We start from the raw sequence: 20,798 nt of genomic DNA, 5'->3' as shown, positions 1-20,798 counted from the left end.
CCCTGCACGGGCCGTGACCGGCGTCGCGCGGATGCATTGGAAAACGTTTTCCAAATTTAGGCAGCGATCGGCATGATGTCAATGAACTTTCACGTCTGGCGGGGCGGGAAAAACCCGGATGGTGGGAAGAAGGGAGGGGGCGAGATCCGAATATCTCGTGAATTAGCGGAATTTATTATGAGGCGCAGCGCGGGAAGTCGATGCGGAAGCGACTGGCTGAAGGACTTTTCGGCGACGCAGGTTCACCAATATTTAAGAGAAAACGTTATCCATAAGGTTCGCAGTGAAGTCGGCGGTCATCGGCGCGCCGGCGCATCGGCCAGCGGGGTCGCGACGATGTGCCAGTTCCCTGTGCGCGCCGCTGCGAACAGCAGTGTCCTAGAGGGCTTGCCCATGACGGTCGTCCCGGTCAGTCGCGCGCGGCAGCTTCAGCGCGTCGAGTATCCGGCATTCGACGGTCGACCAGTCGCGGTCGCCGTTTTCGATCGACAGCTTGTCGAGCGGCAGTTGATCGAACAGTGCGTCGGTCAGTCGACGGTAGTCGCGGTACAGCGCGATCAGCCCGTCGAGACCGGTGAACCCGCGCCGCACGCAGTACGGCGCGGCCAGTTTCCAGCGAGTCTGATAGGCGACCCAGTCGTCGCCGCGCTCGGCGCAGACCGTGCGGATGGCTGCGTCGATGTCGCGCTGCCAGAAGTAGATGACGAGCGGCGCGAGCGGGGCGATCGTGCGGGCGAGTTCGCGCACGTACGTCTCGATCAGTGGCGGGGCGCCTTCCATCAGGAGCAGGTGGGTCAGGTCGCCGTGAAAGAGTTGCCCGTCCAGCACGGTGATCGTGTCGCTGCGTAGCCCGTCGGCGGCGAACGCTGCCCATCGCGCGAGCGCGCGCCCGGCAAGTTGCGCGGCCGTCGCATCGCGCCACGGCTCGAACCAGTGTTCGAGTTCGTCAGTGGCCCGCACAGGATGAGGGTCCGTCCGTTCGTGAATCGCCACGGCGTCGCGCCCGGCCGCCATCAGGTGCTTCGCGATGAAGCGCATCGCGGTCGACTTGCCGGACCCCATCATGCCCTCGACGATCACCAGCCGGCGAGCAGGAAGGGCGGGCGAATCGTGGGTGGCGGGCATCATGTCGGAGCGGATGGATGCATCGGTACGGCAGGTTACCGCGCCCCCGCTTCCCCCGACAGGAACGCGACGAATTCGCGCGTGTACTTCGGCAGCGCGTCGAACGACCGCGCGCACAGTTTCAGCCGACGGTGGCTCCACGGATCGGACAGCTCGACGAGCCGCACATCCATCGTCTGCATCGCGCGCTCGGCCGCGTGGCGCGACACGATGCCGATGCCCACGCCGCTGGCGATCATGCGGCAGATCGCATCGAAGCTCTTCAGTTGCACGCGATAGCGGATCCGCTTGCCGAGCGCGCGCGCCTGGTCCGCGAGATGCACCTGCAGTGCGCTGCCGTCGGTGAGGCCGATGAAGTCGGCATCGGCGATCGCGTCGAACGCGACGGTGTCCTGTGCCGCGAGCGGATGGGTGGCCGGCACGACGACGATCAGCCAGTCCTCGCGGAACGGCTTCTGTTCGAGCCCGCCGAGCCCGACCGAATCGGCGACGATGCCGACCTCGGCCGTCTTGTTGCGGATCGCATGCACGATCTCCTGGCTCGAGCGCTCCTCGACGCTGATCGACAGCTTCGGATGATGCGGCAGGTAGTCGGCGAGCGCGTCGGGCAGGTATTCGCTCAGCGACGCCGTGTTGCACAGCAGCCGGATATGCCCGCGCAGCCCCTGCCCGTATTGCTGCAGTTCGCCGCGCATGTGGTCGATCTGCTGCAGCACGGTGCGCGCGTGGTGTTCGAGCGCGCGGCCGGCATCGGTTGCCTGCGCGCCCGACTTGGTCCGGTGCAGCAGCGGCACGCCGAGTTCGTCCTCCATGCCGCGGATGCGCTCGCTCGCGGCCTGCAGCGTGATGTGGGTCCGCTCGGCACCGCTCGTGATCGTGCCGGCCTCGCAGATGTTCAGGAAGAGCCGCAGGTCGGTCAGGTCAAAGCGCATGATGAGTGGGGGCGATCATGTTGGAATGGCCGATAAGTTAGCAGGGAATCCCGGCCGGGGTCTCAGGCGCAGCCTGAGGTTCGATTCGCCGGTTCCGCATTTTCGGGGCGCGATCGGTGGCGGATCATGGCCGCACATCAACCGGGGAGCCTGTCATGCAGATCGATCCGTCGTGGGGCGTGTCGTTCAAGATTGCGACGCACGTGCTGTTCCTGTGCATCGGCATCGCGTGGGCCTGTTCCGAACTCGTCACATGGTTGCGTTGAACGTCGCGGCGGATGGCTGTCGCCGCTTCGCGTCTATTGAAACAAATCCGTCATAGTTTCCCGAGACGAAAATTCTTCCGCTTTCCTGCAAAAAGACCATCAAGTTTTTCTGGATCGGACCGTATTACCGGTAACGCATGCCGGCCGGCATCCGGTTCGTGATCGTTTGTCATCATTGTTTGCATCCGGTTACACGTCGGCCGTTCCGTTTTTGAGATGCTTGAAAGATTGTCAAACCGGAGTCGGATCGTCCATGAAAACGCGCGAGATTCACCGTCACGCGGCGTGGCTGCCGGGCCTGGCCGCCGTGCTCGTCATGGCCGGTTGTGCAGGCACGCAGTCCGTCCCGCCGAGCGACACGCAGGCGGGACAGTCGTCGCCGTCGAGCGCGCCCGTCGCTGCGCCGTCGGCCTCCAGCCCGCCGCCGGCGCCGATTCTGGTCGCGCAGAAGTACGTCGTGAAGCGCGGCGACACGCTGACGGGCATCGCGTCCGCGAACGATTGCAGCATCGCCGACCTGCGCACCTGGAACAAGCTGGGCGCGAACGGCAAGCTGCGGATGGGACAGGTGCTCCGCATCGTCAAGCAGCAGCCGTTGCCGCCGCCGGGCGCGGCCGGCACGCAGGTGGCCGCATCGTCGGCCGCGAGCAACGGCGCAGCGGGCAACCCTGCAACGACGCAGACCGCCGCAGCGACGGCGAGCGACCGTCAGGTCGTCAAGGAAACGAAGCGGCATGCGGGCGGTGTCGCGCTCAGGTGGCCCGCGAACGGCAAGATCGTCGACGGGTTCCGGCCGGGGCAGAACCGCGGCATCCAGATTGCCGGCCGGCCCGGCGACCCGGTCCGTGCCGCGGCCGCCGGCCGCGTGATGTATGCCGGCACCGGCCTGAACGATTACGGCAGCCTGATCATCGTCCAGCACAACGCGGATTTCCTGACCGCCTATGCGCACAACCGCAAGCTGCTCGTGAAGACGGGCGACATCGTGCGCCAGGGCGACGAGATTGCCGAGATGGGCGACCTCGACAACGCGCGTGTCGCGTTGCTGTTCGAAGTGCGGCGCGACGGCAAGCCGGTCAATCCGATGCCGTACCTGCCTTCGTCACAAGGGTGAAGCAGGGCCGTCGCGCTGGAACGTGGCGGCGGTCGCTGCTACGCTAGGGCCTGTTCATGCGCGTCCCGCGCTTCGCGGGGCCGACGGTCGTCTTTCGGGGATGTGCGGCGGATGCCGCCGCGGGCCGGCCGTCGGCGTGAACGGGCGCGCTGCTTCGACGCGTGCCCGCGTTGCTCCGTGCCACCGTTTCCGATAGAACCCACCACATTCATGGACCACTCTCCGACCCGCCGCTCGCTGTTGCTTGCCGCCGTTGCCGCGCCGTTCGTCGCCGCGTGCAGCTCCGCGCCGGTCGCCGACCAGGGGCGCGCCCATGCCGCCCAGGCCGAATTGACCGCGCTCGAAAAGGCCTCGAATGGCCGGCTCGGCGTCGCCGCGCTCGATACGTCGAACGGCGTGCGCATCGCTCACCATGCGCGCGAGCGCTTCCCGCTGTGCGGCACGTACGCGGTCGTCGCTGCCGCCGCGATGCTCGCGCGCGGCTCGCTCGACGCGTCGCTGCTGCCGCGCCGCATCCTGTACCGCCGCTATGAAGTCGTGTCGGGCTCGCCGATCACGGAAAGCCACGTCGACACGGGCATGACGATCGAGCAGCTTTGCGTGGCGATGCTGCAGTCGGGCGACAAAGGCGCCGGCAACCTGCTGATGGGCGTGCTCGGCGGCCCGCAGGCCGTCACGGCGTTCGCGCGCGCGAGTGGCGACACGTCGTTCCGCCTCGATCACTGGGAACCCGAACTGAACAACGCGGCGCCTGGCGATGAACGCGACACGTCGACACCGGTCGGAATGGTCGACACGCTGCAGCGGCTGCTGCTCGGCAACACGCTGCTCGAGCCGCAGCGCACGCAGCTGACCGAATGGATGGTCGGCGGCGCGCGCGGCGCGACCGGCATCGCGGCGGGCGTGCCGCCCGGCTGGCGCGTCGCGGACAAGGCCGGTACGGGCGGTTACGGCACGACGACCGATGTCGCGGTGCTGTGGCCGCCGTCGCGCGCGCCGATCGTGATGGCCGTGTCGTTCACGCAGCCGCAGGCCGCCGCCGCGGCCCGCGCGGACGTCGTCGCGTCGGCGGCGCGCATCGTGGCGGGCGCGCTCACCGCGACGGCCTGAGCGTCCCGCGCCTCGCGCAAAACCGGCGTTTGGCTTATCGTGTCGGACAGCGCGCGCCGGGTTCGGCGCGCGGTCCTTCCGCGCCGTTTTTCCGTTTGCCTTCTTCATGCGCCGACTTCCGCCCCTGCACGCGCTGCAGATCTTCTCGACGGTGGCTCGCCACCGCAGCTTCACGCGCGCGGCCGAGCAGCTGTGCATCACGCAGGGCGCGGTGAGCCGGCAGATCCAGACGCTCGAGGCGCATTACGGGTTTCCGCTGTTCAAGCGGCATGCAAAGGGCCTCACGCTGACGGCGGAGGGCGAGCAGTTGCTGCCGGTGGTCAACGAGAGCTTCGCGCGGATCGACGATATTTCGATGAAGCTCACGCGGCAGCGCACCGATCTCGCGCTGAAGGTGCCGACCTGCGTGATGCGCTGGATGCTGCCGCGCATCATGCGCTTCCAGGGCGAGCATCCCGATCTCCATGTGCAGATCACGACCGCGTGGCAGCACGTCGTCGATTTCTCGACCGAGCCGTTCGACGCGGCGATTGTCTACGGCACGTCGCCGCCGGGCGCCGGCGTGTTCGCGCTGCCGTTGTTCGACGAGCGGCTGACGCCCGTGTGCGCGCCTGAATTGCGGCAGACGTCGCCGCTCGACGCGGTCGGCGATCTCGTGCGCCATACGTTGCTGCATCCGACCCGCGACCATCGCGACTGGCGCGCGTGGCTCGATCACGCGGGCGAGCGCAGTGTCGATCCCGCGCGCGGGCCGACGTTCGACACGCTCGATCTCGCGACGAACGCGGCGATGCAGGGCTTCGGCGTCGCGATCGGCGACGTGACGCTCGTCGACGACGACGTCAGCGCGCGCCGGCTCGAACGGCCGTTCGACATCGTGCTCGAGACGGGCGCGCGCTACTTCTTCGTCTATCCCGAGAACATCGGCAACCAGCAGAAGATCCGCGCGTTCAGCGACTGGATCGCGCGCCATCGCGATTGACCGGCGAAGCGCGCACGTGCGCAAACCGGCGCGCGGAATCCGTTGGATACCGCGCCGGCGAACGGCTTTACTGGTACGTCACGACGGCGATCATCGGCGCCTGATTGTTGCCCGGACGGTTCGGTAAAACGATTGCGCGCGAGGCCTGAGTAAAGGTCGTGGTCTTGATGGCCTGCTGGCTCGCGGCGTCGACGAACGCGATCTGGCCGCTTGCCGGGCGCGGACAGTCGGGCCGTACGTGCCCCTGGGCGAGATCGGCCGTATCGAGCGCGAACGAGCAGGGCGGCTCGACGATCATGCCGGAGAAGTGGATGATGCCGGACGCGCCGGCGGCAAAGGACGAGGAAGTGGCCAGAAGCGAGGCAGCCAGGGCGAACGAGGCAGCGATATGGCGATGCTTCATGACAGGCTCCAGAGAGGAAGCGCGTCGCAGCGGGGCCGCTCGGGTGGCAGTCCGTCAACGCTGCGATGCTGTATGCGTAAACGGCAAAACGATCCGGCCTCTTGAATGAAAAAATCGAGATAATGGCAATAAGCAAACGATTGCCTATTGCTAAAAACAATGTAGTTTGAATCTGCGCAATCGCAAGTCGGGGAAATGCCGGGTGGCATAAGATTGGCGGACGAACGGTCGTCATGACCGTTGTGTAGGCAACGGCCTTGCGCCGCCCGGAAAGCAAAACGGCCGCTCGGAGCCGAGCGGCCGTTTTGCGTCGGAGCCGAAGGGGCGCCGTTCAGTTCATGCGCTTGCGTACCGCGCCGACGATCACGAGCAGCACGATCGCGCCGACGATCGACGCGATCCAGCCCGCGCCCTGGCCCGGCGCGTACCAGCCGGCGGCGCGACCGACGTAGCCGGCGAACAGCGAGCCGACGATGCCGAGCACGGTGGTCATCAGGATGCCCATCTTGTCGTCGCCGGGCTTGAGCGCGCGGGCGAGGAGGCCGACGATGAGCCCGACGACCAGGGTTTCGATGAATTGCAGCATGAACGCCTCCCTAATGCGGTTGAGCTGTTGACGAACGGAGATGGACTCGTCCGGCGCACCGGGGTTCCCGGTGGAGCCGAACAGATCCGCGACGGGCCGAGTATCGCACGCTGCCGCGTCATGCGGATGTCAGGGCCGCCCCGGCGGCGCGTCATTCATTGATAGTCGAGCAGAACCTGCGTCGCGGCATGAACCGAACCGCCACCGACCTTCGCGCCTGTCTGCAGGTAGGACGCACGGAGCCGAATCGACGGCGATCCGCCGGTGGCCGGGTTGTAGCTCGTCACGGTGTGCGACTTCCTCAGTGGTAGCGGCTGGCCCGTCGCGGCGTCGGCGATCTGGATGCCGATGCCGCTGGCCGTGGCATCCGGGCGCAACTGCATCCCGCCGGGGGACCCGGTGACCATGTCGTCCAGCGGCGCCAGTTGATAGCCGATCCGGTTGTAGCCGGCCGGGCAATTGTTCAACTGCACCTGAAAGTCCGTCGCGCCGGCGGTCGAACCGACACCCTTGAACACATGGTGCTGCACGGGCGGCAGCGTGACGGTCTGGTCGGGAATCGAGCACGTTCCGTTGATGAAGCTGACCTTCGCGGCGAGGAAGACCGGGGACGAGGCGCCGAAGATGCCGGACTTGTATTCGATCGAGTAATAGGCGCTGAGCGCCCCCGAATTGAGCGACCCATCCTGCGGCGGCCGGCTGTCGCGGAACAGCATGACTTCGAGCGTATTGCGCAGCGTCGCCTTCGTCGACGAGACGGCCACGTTGCCGTCGATGAGCATGCGCGTCGACAAGCCGGACACATTGGTTTCCAGGTCGGGGCCGTCGGACACCCACACCCCGCCTTTGGGGTACATCCTGATGCCCGTGATCTGGCAGGTGCTCGCGCCGCATACGTCCTGCGGCGTGAAGTAGTGACGCGCGACGACCATGCCCGGCGTGGCGTTTCCGGGGCTGGAAACGGTGGCCTGCCCGAACGCATAGAGGGAGGCGGCGATCGTGTCGGTCGCGAAGGCGACGGATGCGAGCACAAGCGCGGAGGCGCCCGCGAGCGTGCGGAGCGGGCGGCATGCGACGCGCACCGCGGCGGCCGGATTCGTGGTTCGGGTCAATGCGGACGATTGGCGAAAGTGAGACATAGGGATTCCTTACTGAATGCCGGCGGTCGTCGAATCGGACAGGCACGTGCTCTTGACGGTCTGTATGCCGGGCAATGGCCGGCGACGCTCCGCAACCGGCAGCGCGTAGGCGATCCGGCAGGCGGAGTGGGCGTCGGCGCCCCACTGAACGGTCAGCGAACCGCTGTCGTTGAGCCCGCGCGCGAAGATCTTGCTCGCCTGGCCGACGACGCCGACTTCCTTGCCGGTGTCGTCGTGCACGGCGGCGCCGAACGGTAGCGGCGTGCCGTCGGCCTGGCGCGCCTGAACGAGCGCCGCGCGGCCGGTGTCGGTCGCAAACCGGATGAGCGGCACCGCACCGGCACGCGGCGCGATCTGCCGGCTGGTTTCCTTCAGCTCGACATCCATCGGGATGCCCTTCGGATCGAGTGCGACCGTGTTGAGGCTGTATGGCGTCAGGTACGGCACGACCGCGTAGCCGTTGCCGTCGACCCTGACGCCCGCCGCGTTCGTGACGCGCGCGCCGGCTGCGCCGGGCGCCTCGACGATCGCGAACGTCTCGGATACCGGCTGCGAGAACGTGATGCCGCCGCGATGCGCGACCAGCGCGCCGCGCACGCCGAGCGAGCCCTGCTGGAAATCCGTGCTCGCGCCCGCGCTGGCGTTGACTTCCGCCAGGCGCGTGCGGTACGTGACGTTGGCGCTGCCGTCCGTGGCCGAGTTCGATCCGGACGCGTGGTTCGCGCTGACGCTGTACGACAGCGCGTGGTCGTCGCCGAGCGATCCGGACAACGTCGACTGCAACCGGGTGCGGCCGAGCGTGTCGCGTGACACGTTGCCCGAGACGGTCATCGGGCGCTCGCGGCCGAACGGGATCGTAACGCTGGCGTAGTAGAGCGTGCCCATGTCGCCACCGGCACTGCGCTGCCGCGTGGCCGTCAGGCTGTAGGACAGGTTGCGGAACTGGTTCGTGTAGCCCACCGAGTAGTTGACGTCCGAGCCCGGACGATTCCAGTAGTTGACGGCCGATGCCGTCGCATTGATGCGCCCGCCGGTCGTGCCGAGGCGCTGCGTGAGCGCCAGCGATGCGCGATGGCGCTGACGCCAGACCGACTGGGCCGAGCGGCCGTCGCGTGCGGCGTCGCGCGCCTGCATCGCATCGTTGAGGCCGAAATAGCCGTCCGTCGAATAACGATATGCGGCGAGTGCGATATCGGTGCCGGTCGCGTCGACCGACTTCGCGTAGCTGACGCGCACGCTCGAACCGCTGTAGCGCTTCGCGCCGGGGATCGCGGTCAGCGCATGCGTGACGTCCGCGCCGAACGCGCCGAACGACGTGTTGAACGTGCCGCCCAGCATCGCCGACGCGTAGCCGCCGGCGAGCGTGACGCCGCCATAGGCCGTCAGCAGGTTGGTCAGGCCGCGCTGGTAGGTGGCCTGCGTGAACAGCGGCTGGCTCGATCCGTGGGGATTGCGCAGCGTGCCCGCGACGAAGCTGTAGCGGCCGATGCCCGGCCGCAGCGACATTGGCACGGCGGCGTAGGGCACCGAGAACGAATGCACGGAGCCGTCGGCTTCGGCAATCGACACCTGCAGGTCGCCACCGTACCCGGTCGGATAGAGGTCGTCGATTTCAAAATTGCCGGGCGCGACCGTCGTCTCGTAGATCGTCACGTCGTTCTGGCGGATCGTCACCTTCGCGTTGCTGTTCGCGATGCCGCGCACCACGGGCGCATAGCCGCGCAGCGAGTCGGGCAGCATCCGGTCATCGGTCGACAGGCGCACGCCGCGGAACTGCGTCGAGTCGAACAGTTCGCCCGACGTGTAGCTTTCGCCGATGACGAGTTGCGACGACAGCGACGGCAAGTCGCGCTGGAGATAGGTCGCGATGTCCTGGTAGCGGCGCTCGCCGCGCGACGACCACGAATAGGAGCCTTCGTGGCGAAAGCGCCAGTTGCCGAGGTTCACGCCGCCGTTCAGGCCGAGATAGCCTTGCGTCTGCGCGGTGTGGCCGCTGGCCTTCGACGTGTAGAGATTGAAGTTGTAGCCGAGCAGGCCGACGGTTTCGCCGGAGGTCCATTGATCGGGGCTCACGTAGCCGCGCGCCTTGCGCACGAGCGACGCCTGCGGGATCGACAGCCGCAGTGTCTGCCGCTCGAAGTCGAATGCCGCGCTGGCGCCCGGCACGACTTGCTCGAGTCGCTGGCAGGCGCCGTCGTCGCCAAGCTGCGCGACGACGTCCGGCGCGAGCTTGCCGAAATCGACGCCGACGCGCTCGAGCAGCGCGCGGTCGAAGCACGGCCGGGCGTCGCCCGAATCCGGCGCGGCCACGAAGCGCACGTCGTAGCGGCCGATCCAGTCGGGACCGACATGGATGTCGGTGGAGTACACACCGGGGGCCGTCACGTTGCGTTGGGCGAAGCGCGACACGTCGACGTGCTTGCCCAGACGATTCTGCAGGAACGCACCGTCGAACTCGACGTGCGCGAGCGTGCTTTCGGCGGCGGCCTGCGTCGTTGCGCGGCCATCGACGGACCACGCGGCGACGCAGGCCGCCACCAGCAGATGGATTGGCTTGACGCGCGGCACGTCGGCCGCGCCGCGGCGCGGCAGTCGGGTCGGGGTCATGCGCAATACTCCAGAAAGGTTCGGGTCGTGCGGGCGCGTTTCGCCGGCGCAGGTGCGCAGGCGTGCACTCCGCGCGGCGGCGAATGGCAAATCAGGGGTTTCCGTGTCGGTCTGAACGGCCGGAGCGACGTCGGACGAAAAGAGGGAGAGCGCTCGGCGCGCACCGTTGCGATGCGCTGCCGGCCTCGGTCGCGTTACGGTTCGACGCTGACCGGACGTTCGATGTCGGTTGCCCGGCCCCAGTCGTTGATGCTGCCGAACTCGACGGTTGCACCGGCGGCGGGTGCACCGGCGAGATCCTTGATCGGGAATCGTTGCGTGCTGCGGGGCAGCACGTAGCCCATGCCGGCGTCATGCTGGCGCCCGCCGGATTTCAGCAGCACGTTGCCTAAATTGACGACGAACGGCGTCGGATTGCTGGCCTCGAGCGCATAGCCGCCGTCGGCGCGAACCACGCGCCAGCCGAGCTGCATGGGTGCGTCGTCCACGTTGCCGGCCAGCCCGGTCGGGCGATACATGATCTTGATGCGCGAGCGGAACGCCAGCTGGATGCGATTGCGACTCTCGGCCGCGGATGCCTTCGGCGGCACTTCGAGCACGTTCAGCCAGAACAGCGATTCCCGGTCGGCGGGAAGCGGTTCGCCGGTGTGCACGAGACGCAGCGTCTGGCCATTGCCGGCTTCCATCCGGAAGATCGATGGCGTCAGCGTGAACGGCACGTCGATGTTTTCCGGCAACGCGCGGCTGTCGCCATCGTCGAGCCATGCCTGTACCAGCGCCGGACGCTTGCTGTCGTTCGTGAGCTGGATCGTGACTTCGCGCTCGCTCGACGGGAAGATCACGCGTGTGCCGGCGATCACGACGCTCGCGTCGGCCTGCGACGCGAATGCGGCGACGGCGAGGGTCAGCGTACGGAAGAGCTTCAACAGTTTCATGGGCGTGTGGACTCGGATCGATGGGACGGGAAGCGGGCGGAAACGGCGGGTTCCGCGTCGCGCGGCGTGACGGGTAGAGATCGCCGGGACAGCGATCTCCACACGCGGGTCCTTACTGATAGATCAGCGAGTACTCGACACGCGAAGCGACGTCGCCGGCCTTCACGGCACCCGAGGCGTAGTACTCGGCGAAGTAGTTCAGCTTTGCCTTGCCGTCGGCATCGATATCGACCAACTGGGTGCTTGCGCCGGTTTGCGCGCCGATGGGGATGAGCTGCTGCTGCGAATCCAGCACGTTGATCTGGACGCCCTCGGCTGCCTTGGCGCCCGAATCGATCGTCAGTCGGCCGCTCGATTGATCGACGTTCGAGCCGTTCTCGAACACGACGCCGACCTTCACCGGGTTGTTGTCTCCGACCGTGCAGCCCGACAGCGCAAGCGAGAACCCGCTGCGGCCGGCGACGGAGCCGACATCGGCGAGCGAACTGGTGCTGACGGGCGGCAGCGGGACGGTGAGATCCAATCCGCTGTCTACGCTGCACGTCGACGCGATGACGTTGCCGCGGAAGTTGACGGTGCCGTCCGCGGCGTGGGCCGCGGACGAAAAGGCCGCGCCGGCGGCGATGAGCAGGAACGGGATTGCGCTGCGCTTGATGATTCGCATATTTAAATCTCCAAATAAACTTCGGTTTTCGAAAGCGCTCGTTGAATTTAAATCTCAGAATGGCGCGTTTCGGATGAAATTATGCGATCTATGTAAGGATTTTGTAATTTGACTGGTACTAATGATTGGTGATTTCGCCTAGTACACGTACTAATTTATTTTTCGCCGAAGTCGGCAGACGGGCGGAGGGAGGTGGGGGCCGGCAGGAGGGGGCTCGCGCGGGCGAGCATGCCGACACCGGAAATCGGTCGAGGGGCCGATTCTGGCGGTCGCGCTATTCGAAGCGGACTGGAACTGGAATAACCGGCCGACGGAGCATGAGGCCGGCAGGCCTGTCGCGTCGCGTTCGGGTCATGTCAGGCGACGCGCGCGCAGGGGCGCGCGTTCGCCGAGTGCCGCGCGTCAGGCCGCCGGCGCGCCGATCGCCGGGTCGAGACGGCGATAGCCTGCGGTCGCATTCAGCAACGTGCGCGTGTAATCGCGCGCCACCTGCCCGGCGCGCACGTCCTCGATCCGGAGCTGCTCGACGATCTCGCCATGCTGCATCACCGCGATGCGCTGGCACAGGAAGCCGATCACCGCGAGGTTGTGGCTGACGAGGATCATCGTCAGGTTGCGTTCGCGATGCAGGCGGCGCAGCAGGTTCAGGATCTCGGCCTGCACCGACACGTCGAGCGCGGACGTCGGCTCGTCGAGCAGCAGCACGCGTGGCTCGACGATCAGCGCGCGCGCGATCGCGACGCGCTGGCGCTGGCCGCCCGACAACTGGTGCGGATAGCGGAACCGGAACGCGGGGCCGAGTCCGACCTCGGACAGCGCGCGGGCGATGCGCGCATCGGTGTCGCCCATGCCATGGATCGACAGCGGCTCGCGCAGCGTCTGGTCGACCGTGAAGCGCGGATGCAGCGACGCGTACGGATCCTGGAACACCATCTGCACGTGACGGCGGAACGCACGATCGGGCGTGCCGCCCACCGGCCGGCCGTCGATCGACAGGCTGCCGGACGCGAGCGGCACAAGGCCGGTCAGCGCGCGCAGCAGCGTCGACTTGCCGGAGCCCGATTCGCCGACGAGCCCGAACACCTCGCCGTCGCGCACCGCGAAGCTCGCGTCGCGCACGGCGTCGACGTGACCCGTGCGGGTCGGGAAACGGATCGATGCGTGATCGACGTCGATCATCGTGCGGCCTCCTGTCGATCGGCGGGCGTGCCGGCGTGCGACGCGGGCTCGAGCCACGCCGGATCGCGCCGCAGCACGGGCAGTTCGTCCGGCGGGTTCGCGAGCGGCGGGTTCGCCGCGAGCAGCCCGCGCGTATAGGGATGGGATGCGTCGCGCAGGTCGCGCGCGGCGCAGGTTTCGACCACGCGGCCCGCGTACATCACCGCGACGCGATCGCAGAACGACATCACGAGCGGCAGGTCGTGGCTGATGAACATCAGGCCCGTGTTGTGCCGCGCGATCATCGCGTCGAGCACCGCGAGCACCTGCATCGACACGGCGACGTCGAGTGCGGAAGTCGGCTCGTCGGCGATCAGCAGGCGCGGACCGGTCGACACCATCATCGCGATCATCACGCGTTGGCCCATGCCGCCCGACAGCTCGTGCGGATACGCATCGGCCACGCGCGCCGGGTCGCGGATCTGCACCGCCGACAGCGCGTCGACGATCCGCTCGCGCAGCGCGCGGCCGCGCAGGCCCGGCTCGCGCAGCCGGAACGCTTCGCCCATCTGCTTCGCGACCGTCATCACCGGGTTCAGCGAATATTTCGGGTCCTGCAGGATCATGCCCATCTGGCTGCCGCACAGCCGCCGGCGCTCGCCCGGGGCCATCGCGAGCAGGTCGTGGCCCGCGAAGCGCATCGTGCGTGCCGACCAGCGCGCGGCGTCGGGCAGCAGGCCTAGCAGCGCGCGGCCCGTCAGCGATTTGCCGGAGCCCGATTCGCCGACGATGCCGAGCCGTTCGCCGGGGGCGAGTGTCAGCGACAGGTCGCGCACGGCATCGGTGACGGTGCCGTCGTGCCCGCGAAATCCGATCTTCAGGCCGTCGATTTCGCAGAGCGGCACGGGCGAGGGGGCGGAATTCAGTGGCATGTCACGCTCCATGACGCGGATCGAAGACGTCGCGCAGCCCGTCGCCGAGCAGGTTGAACGCGAGGCTCACGAGCAGGATCGCGCAGCCGGGCAGCGTCGCGACCCACCATGCGTCGAGCAGCACGTTGCGGCCCGACGCGACCATGAAGCCCCATTCGGGGCTCGGCGGCTGCGCGCCGAGGCCGAGGAAGCCGAGGCCCGCGACGGTCAGGATGATGCCGGCCATGTCGAGCGTCGCGCGCACGATCACCGACGACATGCACATCGGCATGATGTAACGCAGCAGGATGCGCGGGCCCGACGCGCCCTGCAGCCGCGCGGCGTGGATGTAGTCGGCCTGTGCGATGCGGATCGTCTCCGCGCGCGAGAGCCGCGCATACGCGGGCCACGCGGTGATCGAGATCGCGACGACCGCGTTGATCACGCTAGGCCCGAGCGCGGCCGCGAACGCGAGCGCAAGGACGATCTTCGGGAACGCGAGCGCGACGTCGGTGATGCGCATCAGCACGCTGTCGACGAAGCCGCCGCAATAGCCGGCCGTCGTGCCGATCAGGAGGCCGATCGGCACGACGATCACGACGACGAGCAGCGCGATGCCGAGCGTGAGGCGCGAACCGGCGATCAGTCGCGAGAGGATGTCGCGGCCGAGCTGGTCGGTGCCGAACCAGTGCGACGGCGAGCCGGGCAGCAGCAGGCGGTCGGACAGCACCTGGCGCAGCGGATCGTGCGGCATGATCAGCGGGCTGATGATCGCGACCACGATCAGCGCGACGAGGATCGCGAGCCCGAACAGGTTGAGCGGGTTGGTGGCGAACCGGCGCCAGCGTCGGTACGCGAGGCCGAGCGCGGCCTGCGAGCGCGACGCGGGTGCGTCGGACAGCAGCCATGCGCGCAGCGTGAGGCGCTCGGCGTTCATGATTGGATGACCTTCGGCATGGGCGATGAAAGAAGCAGGGTGGAAGCGGTCATGTCGATGCGGCCCTCAGCGCGCCCGCGGATCGAACACGCGGTACAGCGCGTCGGTCAGCAGGTTGACGGTGATGAACATCGCGCCGATCACGAGCGTCGCGCCGAGCACCGCGTTCATGTCGGCGTTCAGCAGCGCGCCGGTCAGGTACGAGCCGAGCCCCGGCCACGCGAACACGATCTCGGTCAGCACCGAGCCTTCGAGCAGGTTGCTGTACGTGAGCGCGATCACGGTGAGCAGCGGCACCATGATGTTGCCGAATGCGTGCCGCCAGATCACGCGCCGTTCCGACAACCCCTTCGCGCGTGCGGTGACGATGTATTCCTGGCTCAGCTGGTCGAGCATGAACGAGCGCGTCATGCGGCTCAGGTAGGCCACGGAGTAGTAGCCGAGGATCGCGGCCGGCAGCGCGATGTGCGACACCGCGTTGCGGAACACGTCCCACTCGCCCGCGAGCGCCGAGTCGATCAGCAGGCTGCCCGTGCGTGTGTCGACCATCCCGTCGTACACGGGATCGAGCCGGCCGGGCCCGCCGACCCAGTGCAGCCGCGCGTAGAACAGCAGCAGCCCCATCAGTCCGAGCCAGAACAGTGGCACCGAATTGCCGATCAGCCCGACGAAGCGCGCGATGTGGTCGATCGGCCGGTTGTGCTTCACGGCGGCCGCGACGCCGAGCGGCACGCCGATCGCGATGCCGATCAGCGTCGCGATCGTCGCCAGTTCGAGCGTGGCCGGGAATACGCGCTTGATGTCGTCGAGCACCGGGTTCGCGGTCAGCAGCGACATGCCGAGATTGCCGTGCAGCACGTCGCGCGCATAGATCAGGAATTGCGTGACGAGCGGCTTGTCGAGCCCGAGCGCGATGCGTTCGGCCGCGTACGCCTCGGCCGACGCGCGATCGCCGAGGATCGCGAGCACGGGATCGATCGGCACCTTGCGGCCGATCACGAACGTCAGCGCGAGCAGCCCCACGAACGTGACGGCGAGCGTAAGCGCCCAGCGCAGCACGCGCAGGGCCCAGCGCACGGCCGGGCGCCGCGCGGGCAGCGTGCGCAGTGCTTCGAGGGAGGAGACGGGAGTCGACATGCGGCGAATCTTATTGCTTCTTCAGGTTGCGGTACGACACGAGATCGTTGATCGGCCCGACTTCGAGCCCGCTCACGCCGGGCCGCGTCGCGACCTGCGCGACTTTCTCGAACATGATCACGAACGGCGAGCGCGCGAGCATTTCCTTCTGCATCGCCTGATACCGTTGCGCGCGTTTCGCGGCGGTCGGTTCGGCGAGCGCGGTGTCGGTTTCCTTCGTCAGTTGCGGGATGTCCCAGCTGTTGCGCCAGGCCAGCATTTTATAGCTCGACTTGTCGGAATTGTCGGGATTCCACGCAAAACCCTGCGCGTTGCTGTGCGGATCGATGTAGTCGGCCGACCATTCGCCGATGTAGATGTCGTGCTGGCGCGCGCGGTATTTCGCGAGCGTCTGCTTGTTGTCGCCGGGGATCAGCTGCACCTTGATGCCTGCCTGCGCGAAGTTCGCCTGCACGGCCTGCGCGATTTCGGTGTACGGATAGTCGTTGCGCACGTCCATCGTCACCGAAAAGCCGTTCGGCACGCCGGCCTTCGCGAGCAGCGCCTTCGCCTTCGCAATGTCGAGCTTGTACGGGTTCGCGTTCAGCGTGCCGAGGAAGCCTTCGGGCAGGAAGGTCTGGTGCACCTTGTAGGTCGTCTTCACCACGTTGCCCTGGATGCCGGCATAGTCGACGAGCCACTTCAGTGCTTCCTGCACGTCGGGTTTCGCGAGCGTCGGGTTCTTCGTGTTCAGGCCGAGATACAGCAGCGTCGCCTGTGGCGAGGCCGACACCTTCGCCTTGCCGGACTTCACGACCGACGCGAGATCGTCGGGGCTCAGGTCGCGCGCCGCATCGACGTCGCCGTTCTCCAGCAGCAGGCGCTGGCTCGCGGCTTCGGGCACGTGGCGCAGCACGATGCGCTTCATCGCGAGCGGCAGCCGGTAGTCGTCGAAGCGCTGCAGCACGAGGCTGTCGCCGGCGGTCCACTTGACCAGTTTGTATGCGCCCGAGCCGGCCTCATTGGTCTTCAGCCACGCGTTGCCGAAGTCGTTGCCCTGCTGGTGCGACAGCAGCAGCTTCTTGTCGAGCACCGACGCCGGCCACGAGCCGAGCACGTTCAGCACGAAGGTCGGCGCGTACTTCTGGTCGGTCGTGACCGACACCGTCAGGTCGTCGAGCTTCTTCACATTGGCGACGACGTTCGCCTTCGTGAGACCGATGCCGGTCAGCACGGCGGCGGGGCCCTTGTCGAGCAGCACCGCGCGCTGGATCGACCACGCGACGTCGTCGGCCGTCAGCGGGTTGCCCGAGTGGAACTTCAGGCCGGGGCGCAGCTTGAACGTATAGGTCAGCCCGTCGGGGCTCACCGTCCACGACTGCGCGACGTCGCCGTTGAATTTCGACGGGTCGCGCAGGTCGACGCGCACGAGCCGGTCGTACGTGTTCGCGACGTATTCCTCCGGTACCAGCTCGTAGATCTCGCCCGGATCCAGCGTCGTGAATTCGTCGAGCAGCGTGGCCATCACGAACATGTCCTTCGGCGTTTCCGCGCGCGCGGCGGAAAGCGGAACGGCGGCGAGTACGGACGCGGCGGCCAGCGCCGCGACGAGCCGGGATGTCAGCAATTTCATGTGCGCTCCAGTGTCGTTGAAGTCGTTGAAGTCGTTGAAAGCGTCGAACGTGAACGGTGAAGGGAATGCGTGTGGCCATCACATCAGGCGCCACGGGCCGCTGTCGGCATTGTCGATCTGCGGCAACCCGCGCGAGCCCGGCAATTCGTAGTGCCACCACTCGCTGTCGATATGTGCGAAGCCGGCCGCGTGCATCACGCCGAGCAGCAGCAGGCGGTTGCGCTGCACGGTTTCGGGCAGCCCCGCGTGGAAGTGGCCGGAGGCTGCGACCATCTCGTCGAAGCCGGTGCCCATGTCGAGCGGCTCGCCGTCCGCGCCGACGAGCGTCAGGTCGAGCGCGGTGCCGCGGCTGTGATTCGAGCCGCGGCCGAGGTCGGCGATGAAATTCGGATCGGGCAGGAAATCCCACAGCACCTGCTGCGCCTGCGGCGGCCGGTACGCGTCGTAGATGCGCAGCGTGAAGCCGGCCTGCGCCGCGACGTTCACCGCGCGGCGCAATGCGGCTTCGGCCGGCTCCAGCAGCAGGCAGTGCGCGTGGCGGTAGATCGGCTTGCCGGTCAGGTTGCGGTCGGTCGCGTAGACGAGATCGATGTCGACGCGATGCGTGGCGGGCGTGATTTCAACGAGGCGGTGAGTATTCATCGGTGGTTCGCAAGGCCCTCGCATTCAGGATTCGAATTGATCGAACGTGTGCTGCAGTTCGCGGTTGCGCGCGACGCGCCGGTCGATCGCGGGGCCGAGGCGGTCGACCACGGCCGTGATCAGCAGGTTGAACAGGCAGGTGAGCGGCGCGAGCGAATCCCAGAACTGGCCGACGTCGGTCTTCACCTGCAGCAGGTCGGACGGCCAGTCGCGTGCCCACGGGCACGAGAGATCGGTGACCAGCGCGAACGGCTGCCCGCGCTCGGCGGCCGCCTGGCAATAGCGGCGCGCGCTGCGCGAATACGCGCGCGTGTCGGTAACGATGCAGTACGGCCGCTCGAATTCGGAGTTCAGTGAATCGACGTACGAGCCCGACTGGCCGTCCGAATAGAACACGCGCGGGCGCAGGTATTCGAGGTAGCTGCTGAATGCGTTGCTGATCCCGCGCGTCGACTGGATGCCGAGGATGAACACGGCATCCGCATGGGCGATCCGGTCGGCCACCTGTGCGAACACCGGGCCTTCGGCGAGCCGGTACACGTGACGGATCGCATCGAGCTCGCGTTCGAGCGACGACGCGAGCGGGCCTTCGGTACGGCTGCCGTTGGGTTCGGCCGGTTGCGTGCCCGAGACGCGGCGGTATTCGTCGAGCCGGTCGGTGATCATCCAGGGGCGGTCGCCGCCGCCGCGCAGCTCGCGCTTCAGGTCGTCGAGATTGCGATAGCCGACGCTGCGCAGGAACCGCCCGACCGAGATGCCGCTGGTGCCGGCCTGCTGCGCGATCTGGTCGGCCGTTTCGAGCCCGAGCCGGTCGAGGTTCGCGAGCATGTAGCTCGCGATGCGCTTGGCGGTCGGCGTCAGCTCGGCATAGCGGGATTCGACGGTATGGGCAAACGCGCAGGTCATCGGCTGTTAGATCGTTGTCGTCTGATGATCGAATGTCATCCATCTAACGAAGCCAAAATCATTCGCGCCAGCGGATAAAAACTATGGTGTGAGGATAGGTGATAGGGTCGGAAGCGCGCTGGATGGCGGGGAAGGGGCATGAGTACGCCGGCAAATTATTCCTGACAGGCATATTTTGCGTTTATGCCTGTCAGGAAACGGCAGCCCGCCGGCAGCCTACTGCTGCATGTCCGGCGCCTCGCGCAACCGCCAGATCGCATTGCATTGCTGGCCGCCGAGGCTCGTCGAGCGCAGCGTGATGACGGTGCCGGCCACGATCCGATACGAGAAATGCGCCATCAGCTCGGTACCCTTGCGCTGCGCCTGCCCGTCGACCTGCACTTCGCACAGCAGCGGCGACGGCGAGCCGGACGGGTGCGTGACGTAGACGTTCAGCCGCGCGATGTCGCGTGTCGCGGTGAACACGACTTCGTGGTTCCCGCTGCCGATCAGCATCGTGCCGCCGGGTTCGTCGATCGCCTGCAGGTAGGCGCCCGCGCTTTCCTCGATCGCGGCGGACGCGATGGTCAGCCCGGCCGAGCGCACGTAGTCGGTCGCCGCGATGCGCGCCGCGACTGCGTCGGACTGTGCCGGCGTGCCGTCCGACAGCGCGAACGGCGCGCCGTCGCGCAGCGCGGCGTCGGTGCGGTTCGCGTAGTAGCGCCACCGGTCGAGGAAGCGGATGTCGCCGGTCATGTGCAGCGCGCGGATCGGCTCGCCGCGATACCGGAGCGTCGTCGTGCCGTTGCTCCCGTCGAACGCTTCGTGAATGCCGTACTTGCTGACGAAGTTCTGGACCGGATCGAGCAGCGCCGTTTCGCCTTGTGCGCTCCACAGGTGCAGGAACGTCGTATCGATCCCGAAGCATTCCTGGAAATCGGTGCCGATGCGGGCGATGCAGTCGCGCAGATGGCTCGCGTAGCGCGCCCACGCGTCGGCGGTCCCGGCAACGAGCCCGGCCTGCAGCGCACCGCCGTGGCGCGCGGAGACTTCGTCGACGACGAGCCGCCAGTGATGATCGCGCCGCTCGCCGATCAGCGGCGCGACGACGAACGTGCAGAACAGCGGGTCGGGGCACGCGTGGATCCGGTCGTCGCCGATCTGCGAGAACAGGTCGAACCCCGGCGCGCAGAACCAGATGTCGGCGTCGTACAGCGCGAGCTTGCGGATCTGCGGGTTGCGTGCGCAATACTCGGCGGCCTCGATGAAGCGGCCGACCGGCAGCGCATACGTGTCCGACGCTTCGATGACGTCGACCGACTGGCTCGCCAGGATCTGCCGCTTGCGTTCGGAGAGGCCGTAGCCGATCACCGCGATCCGGCCGTCGTAGCCGGTGTGCCGCAGCGACAGCAGGAACGGCACGAGCATTTCATACCATGCGCGGTTGTTGTCGTTGATCGCCACGCAGACCGCGTGCTCGCTCGAATGCATGTCTTCTCCCCGTGGAGCGCACGCCCGGTAGCCGGTGCGGCGCTCGTGCTGCGTGTCTGACTGCCTGCTGTCCTGCCGCCGCTGGAACACGGCTTTTCGATGGCGGACGCGGTGATGTCGTGCGGCACGATCATCGTGCGTGCCGACGGGCCGAAGCGGGGC

Annotated in this window: 19 protein-coding genes; 3 read left to right on the top strand and 16 right to left on the bottom strand. The window is 67.3% G+C overall.

What is annotated here, in order from left to right; translation table 11 throughout:
• Positions 1-378: 378 nt before the first annotated feature.
• Both LGN19_RS05105 and LGN19_RS05100 read right to left on the bottom strand, forming a co-directional pair.
• Entirely contained in the window at positions 379-1,128 is a 750-nt protein-coding gene (locus LGN19_RS05105) for a hypothetical protein (protein ID WP_226213456.1), read from the bottom strand.
• A 32-nt stretch (positions 1,129-1,160) separates the two neighbouring features.
• Positions 1,161-2,057 carry a LysR substrate-binding domain-containing protein gene (locus tag LGN19_RS05100; RefSeq protein ID WP_174956205.1) on the bottom strand — a complete coding sequence of 299 codons (897 nt, stop codon included), beginning with the start codon at positions 2,055-2,057 and terminating at the stop codon, positions 1,161-1,163.
• Positions 2,058-2,576: 519 nt separating this feature from the next.
• Here LGN19_RS05100 and LGN19_RS05095 point away from each other — a divergent pair.
• From LGN19_RS05095 to LGN19_RS05085, 3 genes are all read left to right on the top strand, one after another.
• The gene (locus LGN19_RS05095; protein WP_122947338.1) at positions 2,577-3,437 is read left to right on the top strand and encodes a peptidoglycan DD-metalloendopeptidase family protein; all 861 of its coding nucleotides are present in this window, start codon (positions 2,577-2,579) and stop codon (positions 3,435-3,437) included.
• Between the two features lie 210 nt (positions 3,438-3,647).
• Positions 3,648-4,547, top strand: coding sequence for a class A beta-lactamase (gene bla / locus LGN19_RS05090; RefSeq protein WP_174956204.1), 900 nt, complete (start codon positions 3,648-3,650; stop codon positions 4,545-4,547).
• Positions 4,548-4,653: 106 nt separating this feature from the next.
• Complete coding sequence (locus tag LGN19_RS05085) at positions 4,654-5,529, top strand: LysR substrate-binding domain-containing protein (RefSeq protein WP_226213455.1); 876 nt, start codon at positions 4,654-4,656, stop codon at positions 5,527-5,529.
• Between the two features lie 67 nt (positions 5,530-5,596).
• On the opposite strand, the gene LGN19_RS05080 is transcribed toward LGN19_RS05085, so the two are convergent.
• From LGN19_RS05080 to LGN19_RS05015, 14 genes are all read right to left on the bottom strand, one after another.
• Positions 5,597-5,932 carry a type 1 fimbrial protein gene (locus tag LGN19_RS05080; protein WP_226213454.1) on the bottom strand — a complete coding sequence of 112 codons (336 nt, stop codon included), beginning with the start codon at positions 5,930-5,932 and terminating at the stop codon, positions 5,597-5,599.
• Between the two features lie 331 nt (positions 5,933-6,263).
• Positions 6,264-6,518, bottom strand: a complete 255-nt coding sequence (locus tag LGN19_RS05075) for a GlsB/YeaQ/YmgE family stress response membrane protein (protein WP_122947335.1) — start codon at positions 6,516-6,518, stop codon at positions 6,264-6,266.
• A gap of 155 nt (positions 6,519-6,673) precedes the next feature.
• On the bottom strand, positions 6,674-7,657 hold the full coding sequence (locus LGN19_RS05070; protein WP_226213453.1) for a fimbrial protein: 984 nt from the start codon (positions 7,655-7,657) through the stop codon (positions 6,674-6,676).
• A gap of 9 nt (positions 7,658-7,666) precedes the next feature.
• Positions 7,667-10,264, bottom strand: a complete 2,598-nt coding sequence (locus LGN19_RS05065) for a fimbria/pilus outer membrane usher protein (RefSeq protein ID WP_226213452.1) — start codon at positions 10,262-10,264, stop codon at positions 7,667-7,669.
• A 194-nt stretch (positions 10,265-10,458) separates the two neighbouring features.
• Positions 10,459-11,199, bottom strand: a complete 741-nt coding sequence (locus LGN19_RS05060; RefSeq protein WP_226213451.1) for a molecular chaperone — start codon at positions 11,197-11,199, stop codon at positions 10,459-10,461.
• 112 nt (positions 11,200-11,311) lie between these two features.
• The gene (locus LGN19_RS05055; protein WP_226213450.1) at positions 11,312-11,863 is read right to left on the bottom strand and encodes a fimbrial protein; all 552 of its coding nucleotides are present in this window, start codon (positions 11,861-11,863) and stop codon (positions 11,312-11,314) included.
• A 402-nt stretch (positions 11,864-12,265) separates the two neighbouring features.
• Entirely contained in the window at positions 12,266-13,042 is a 777-nt protein-coding gene (locus LGN19_RS05050) for an ABC transporter ATP-binding protein (protein WP_226213449.1), read from the bottom strand.
• Complete coding sequence (locus LGN19_RS05045) at positions 13,039-13,953, bottom strand: ABC transporter ATP-binding protein (RefSeq protein ID WP_226213448.1); 915 nt, start codon at positions 13,951-13,953, stop codon at positions 13,039-13,041. Before LGN19_RS05045 ends, LGN19_RS05050 begins: the two co-directional genes overlap by 4 nt.
• Position 13,954: 1 nt before the next feature.
• Complete coding sequence (gene nikC / locus LGN19_RS05040; RefSeq protein ID WP_226213447.1) at positions 13,955-14,869, bottom strand: nickel transporter permease; 915 nt, start codon at positions 14,867-14,869, stop codon at positions 13,955-13,957.
• Between the two features lie 66 nt (positions 14,870-14,935).
• Positions 14,936-16,006 (bottom strand): ABC transporter permease, encoded by a 1,071-nt coding sequence (locus LGN19_RS05035; protein WP_122947327.1) that lies wholly within the window; start codon positions 16,004-16,006, stop codon positions 14,936-14,938.
• A 10-nt stretch (positions 16,007-16,016) separates the two neighbouring features.
• A complete protein-coding gene (locus tag LGN19_RS05030; RefSeq protein WP_226213446.1) occupies positions 16,017-17,618 on the bottom strand; it encodes an ABC transporter substrate-binding protein in 1,602 nt (533 codons plus the stop codon).
• 78 nt (positions 17,619-17,696) lie between these two features.
• Positions 17,697-18,260, bottom strand: coding sequence for a D-alanyl-D-alanine dipeptidase (gene ddpX, locus LGN19_RS05025; RefSeq protein WP_226213445.1), 564 nt, complete (start codon positions 18,258-18,260; stop codon positions 17,697-17,699).
• A 24-nt stretch (positions 18,261-18,284) separates the two neighbouring features.
• A complete protein-coding gene (gene sapR / locus LGN19_RS05020) occupies positions 18,285-19,166 on the bottom strand; it encodes a sap1 transcriptional regulator SapR (protein WP_226213444.1) in 882 nt (293 codons plus the stop codon).
• A gap of 216 nt (positions 19,167-19,382) precedes the next feature.
• Positions 19,383-20,636 (bottom strand): hypothetical protein, encoded by a 1,254-nt coding sequence (locus tag LGN19_RS05015; protein WP_226213443.1) that lies wholly within the window; start codon positions 20,634-20,636, stop codon positions 19,383-19,385.
• Positions 20,637-20,798 lie beyond the last annotated feature (162 nt).

The organism is Burkholderia sp. AU30198 (assembly GCF_020419825.1).
Lineage (GTDB): Bacteria > Pseudomonadota > Gammaproteobacteria > Burkholderiales > Burkholderiaceae > Burkholderia.
The sequence above is the reverse complement of the archived record's forward strand: the minus strand, read 5'-3'. Positions and strand labels throughout refer to the sequence as shown.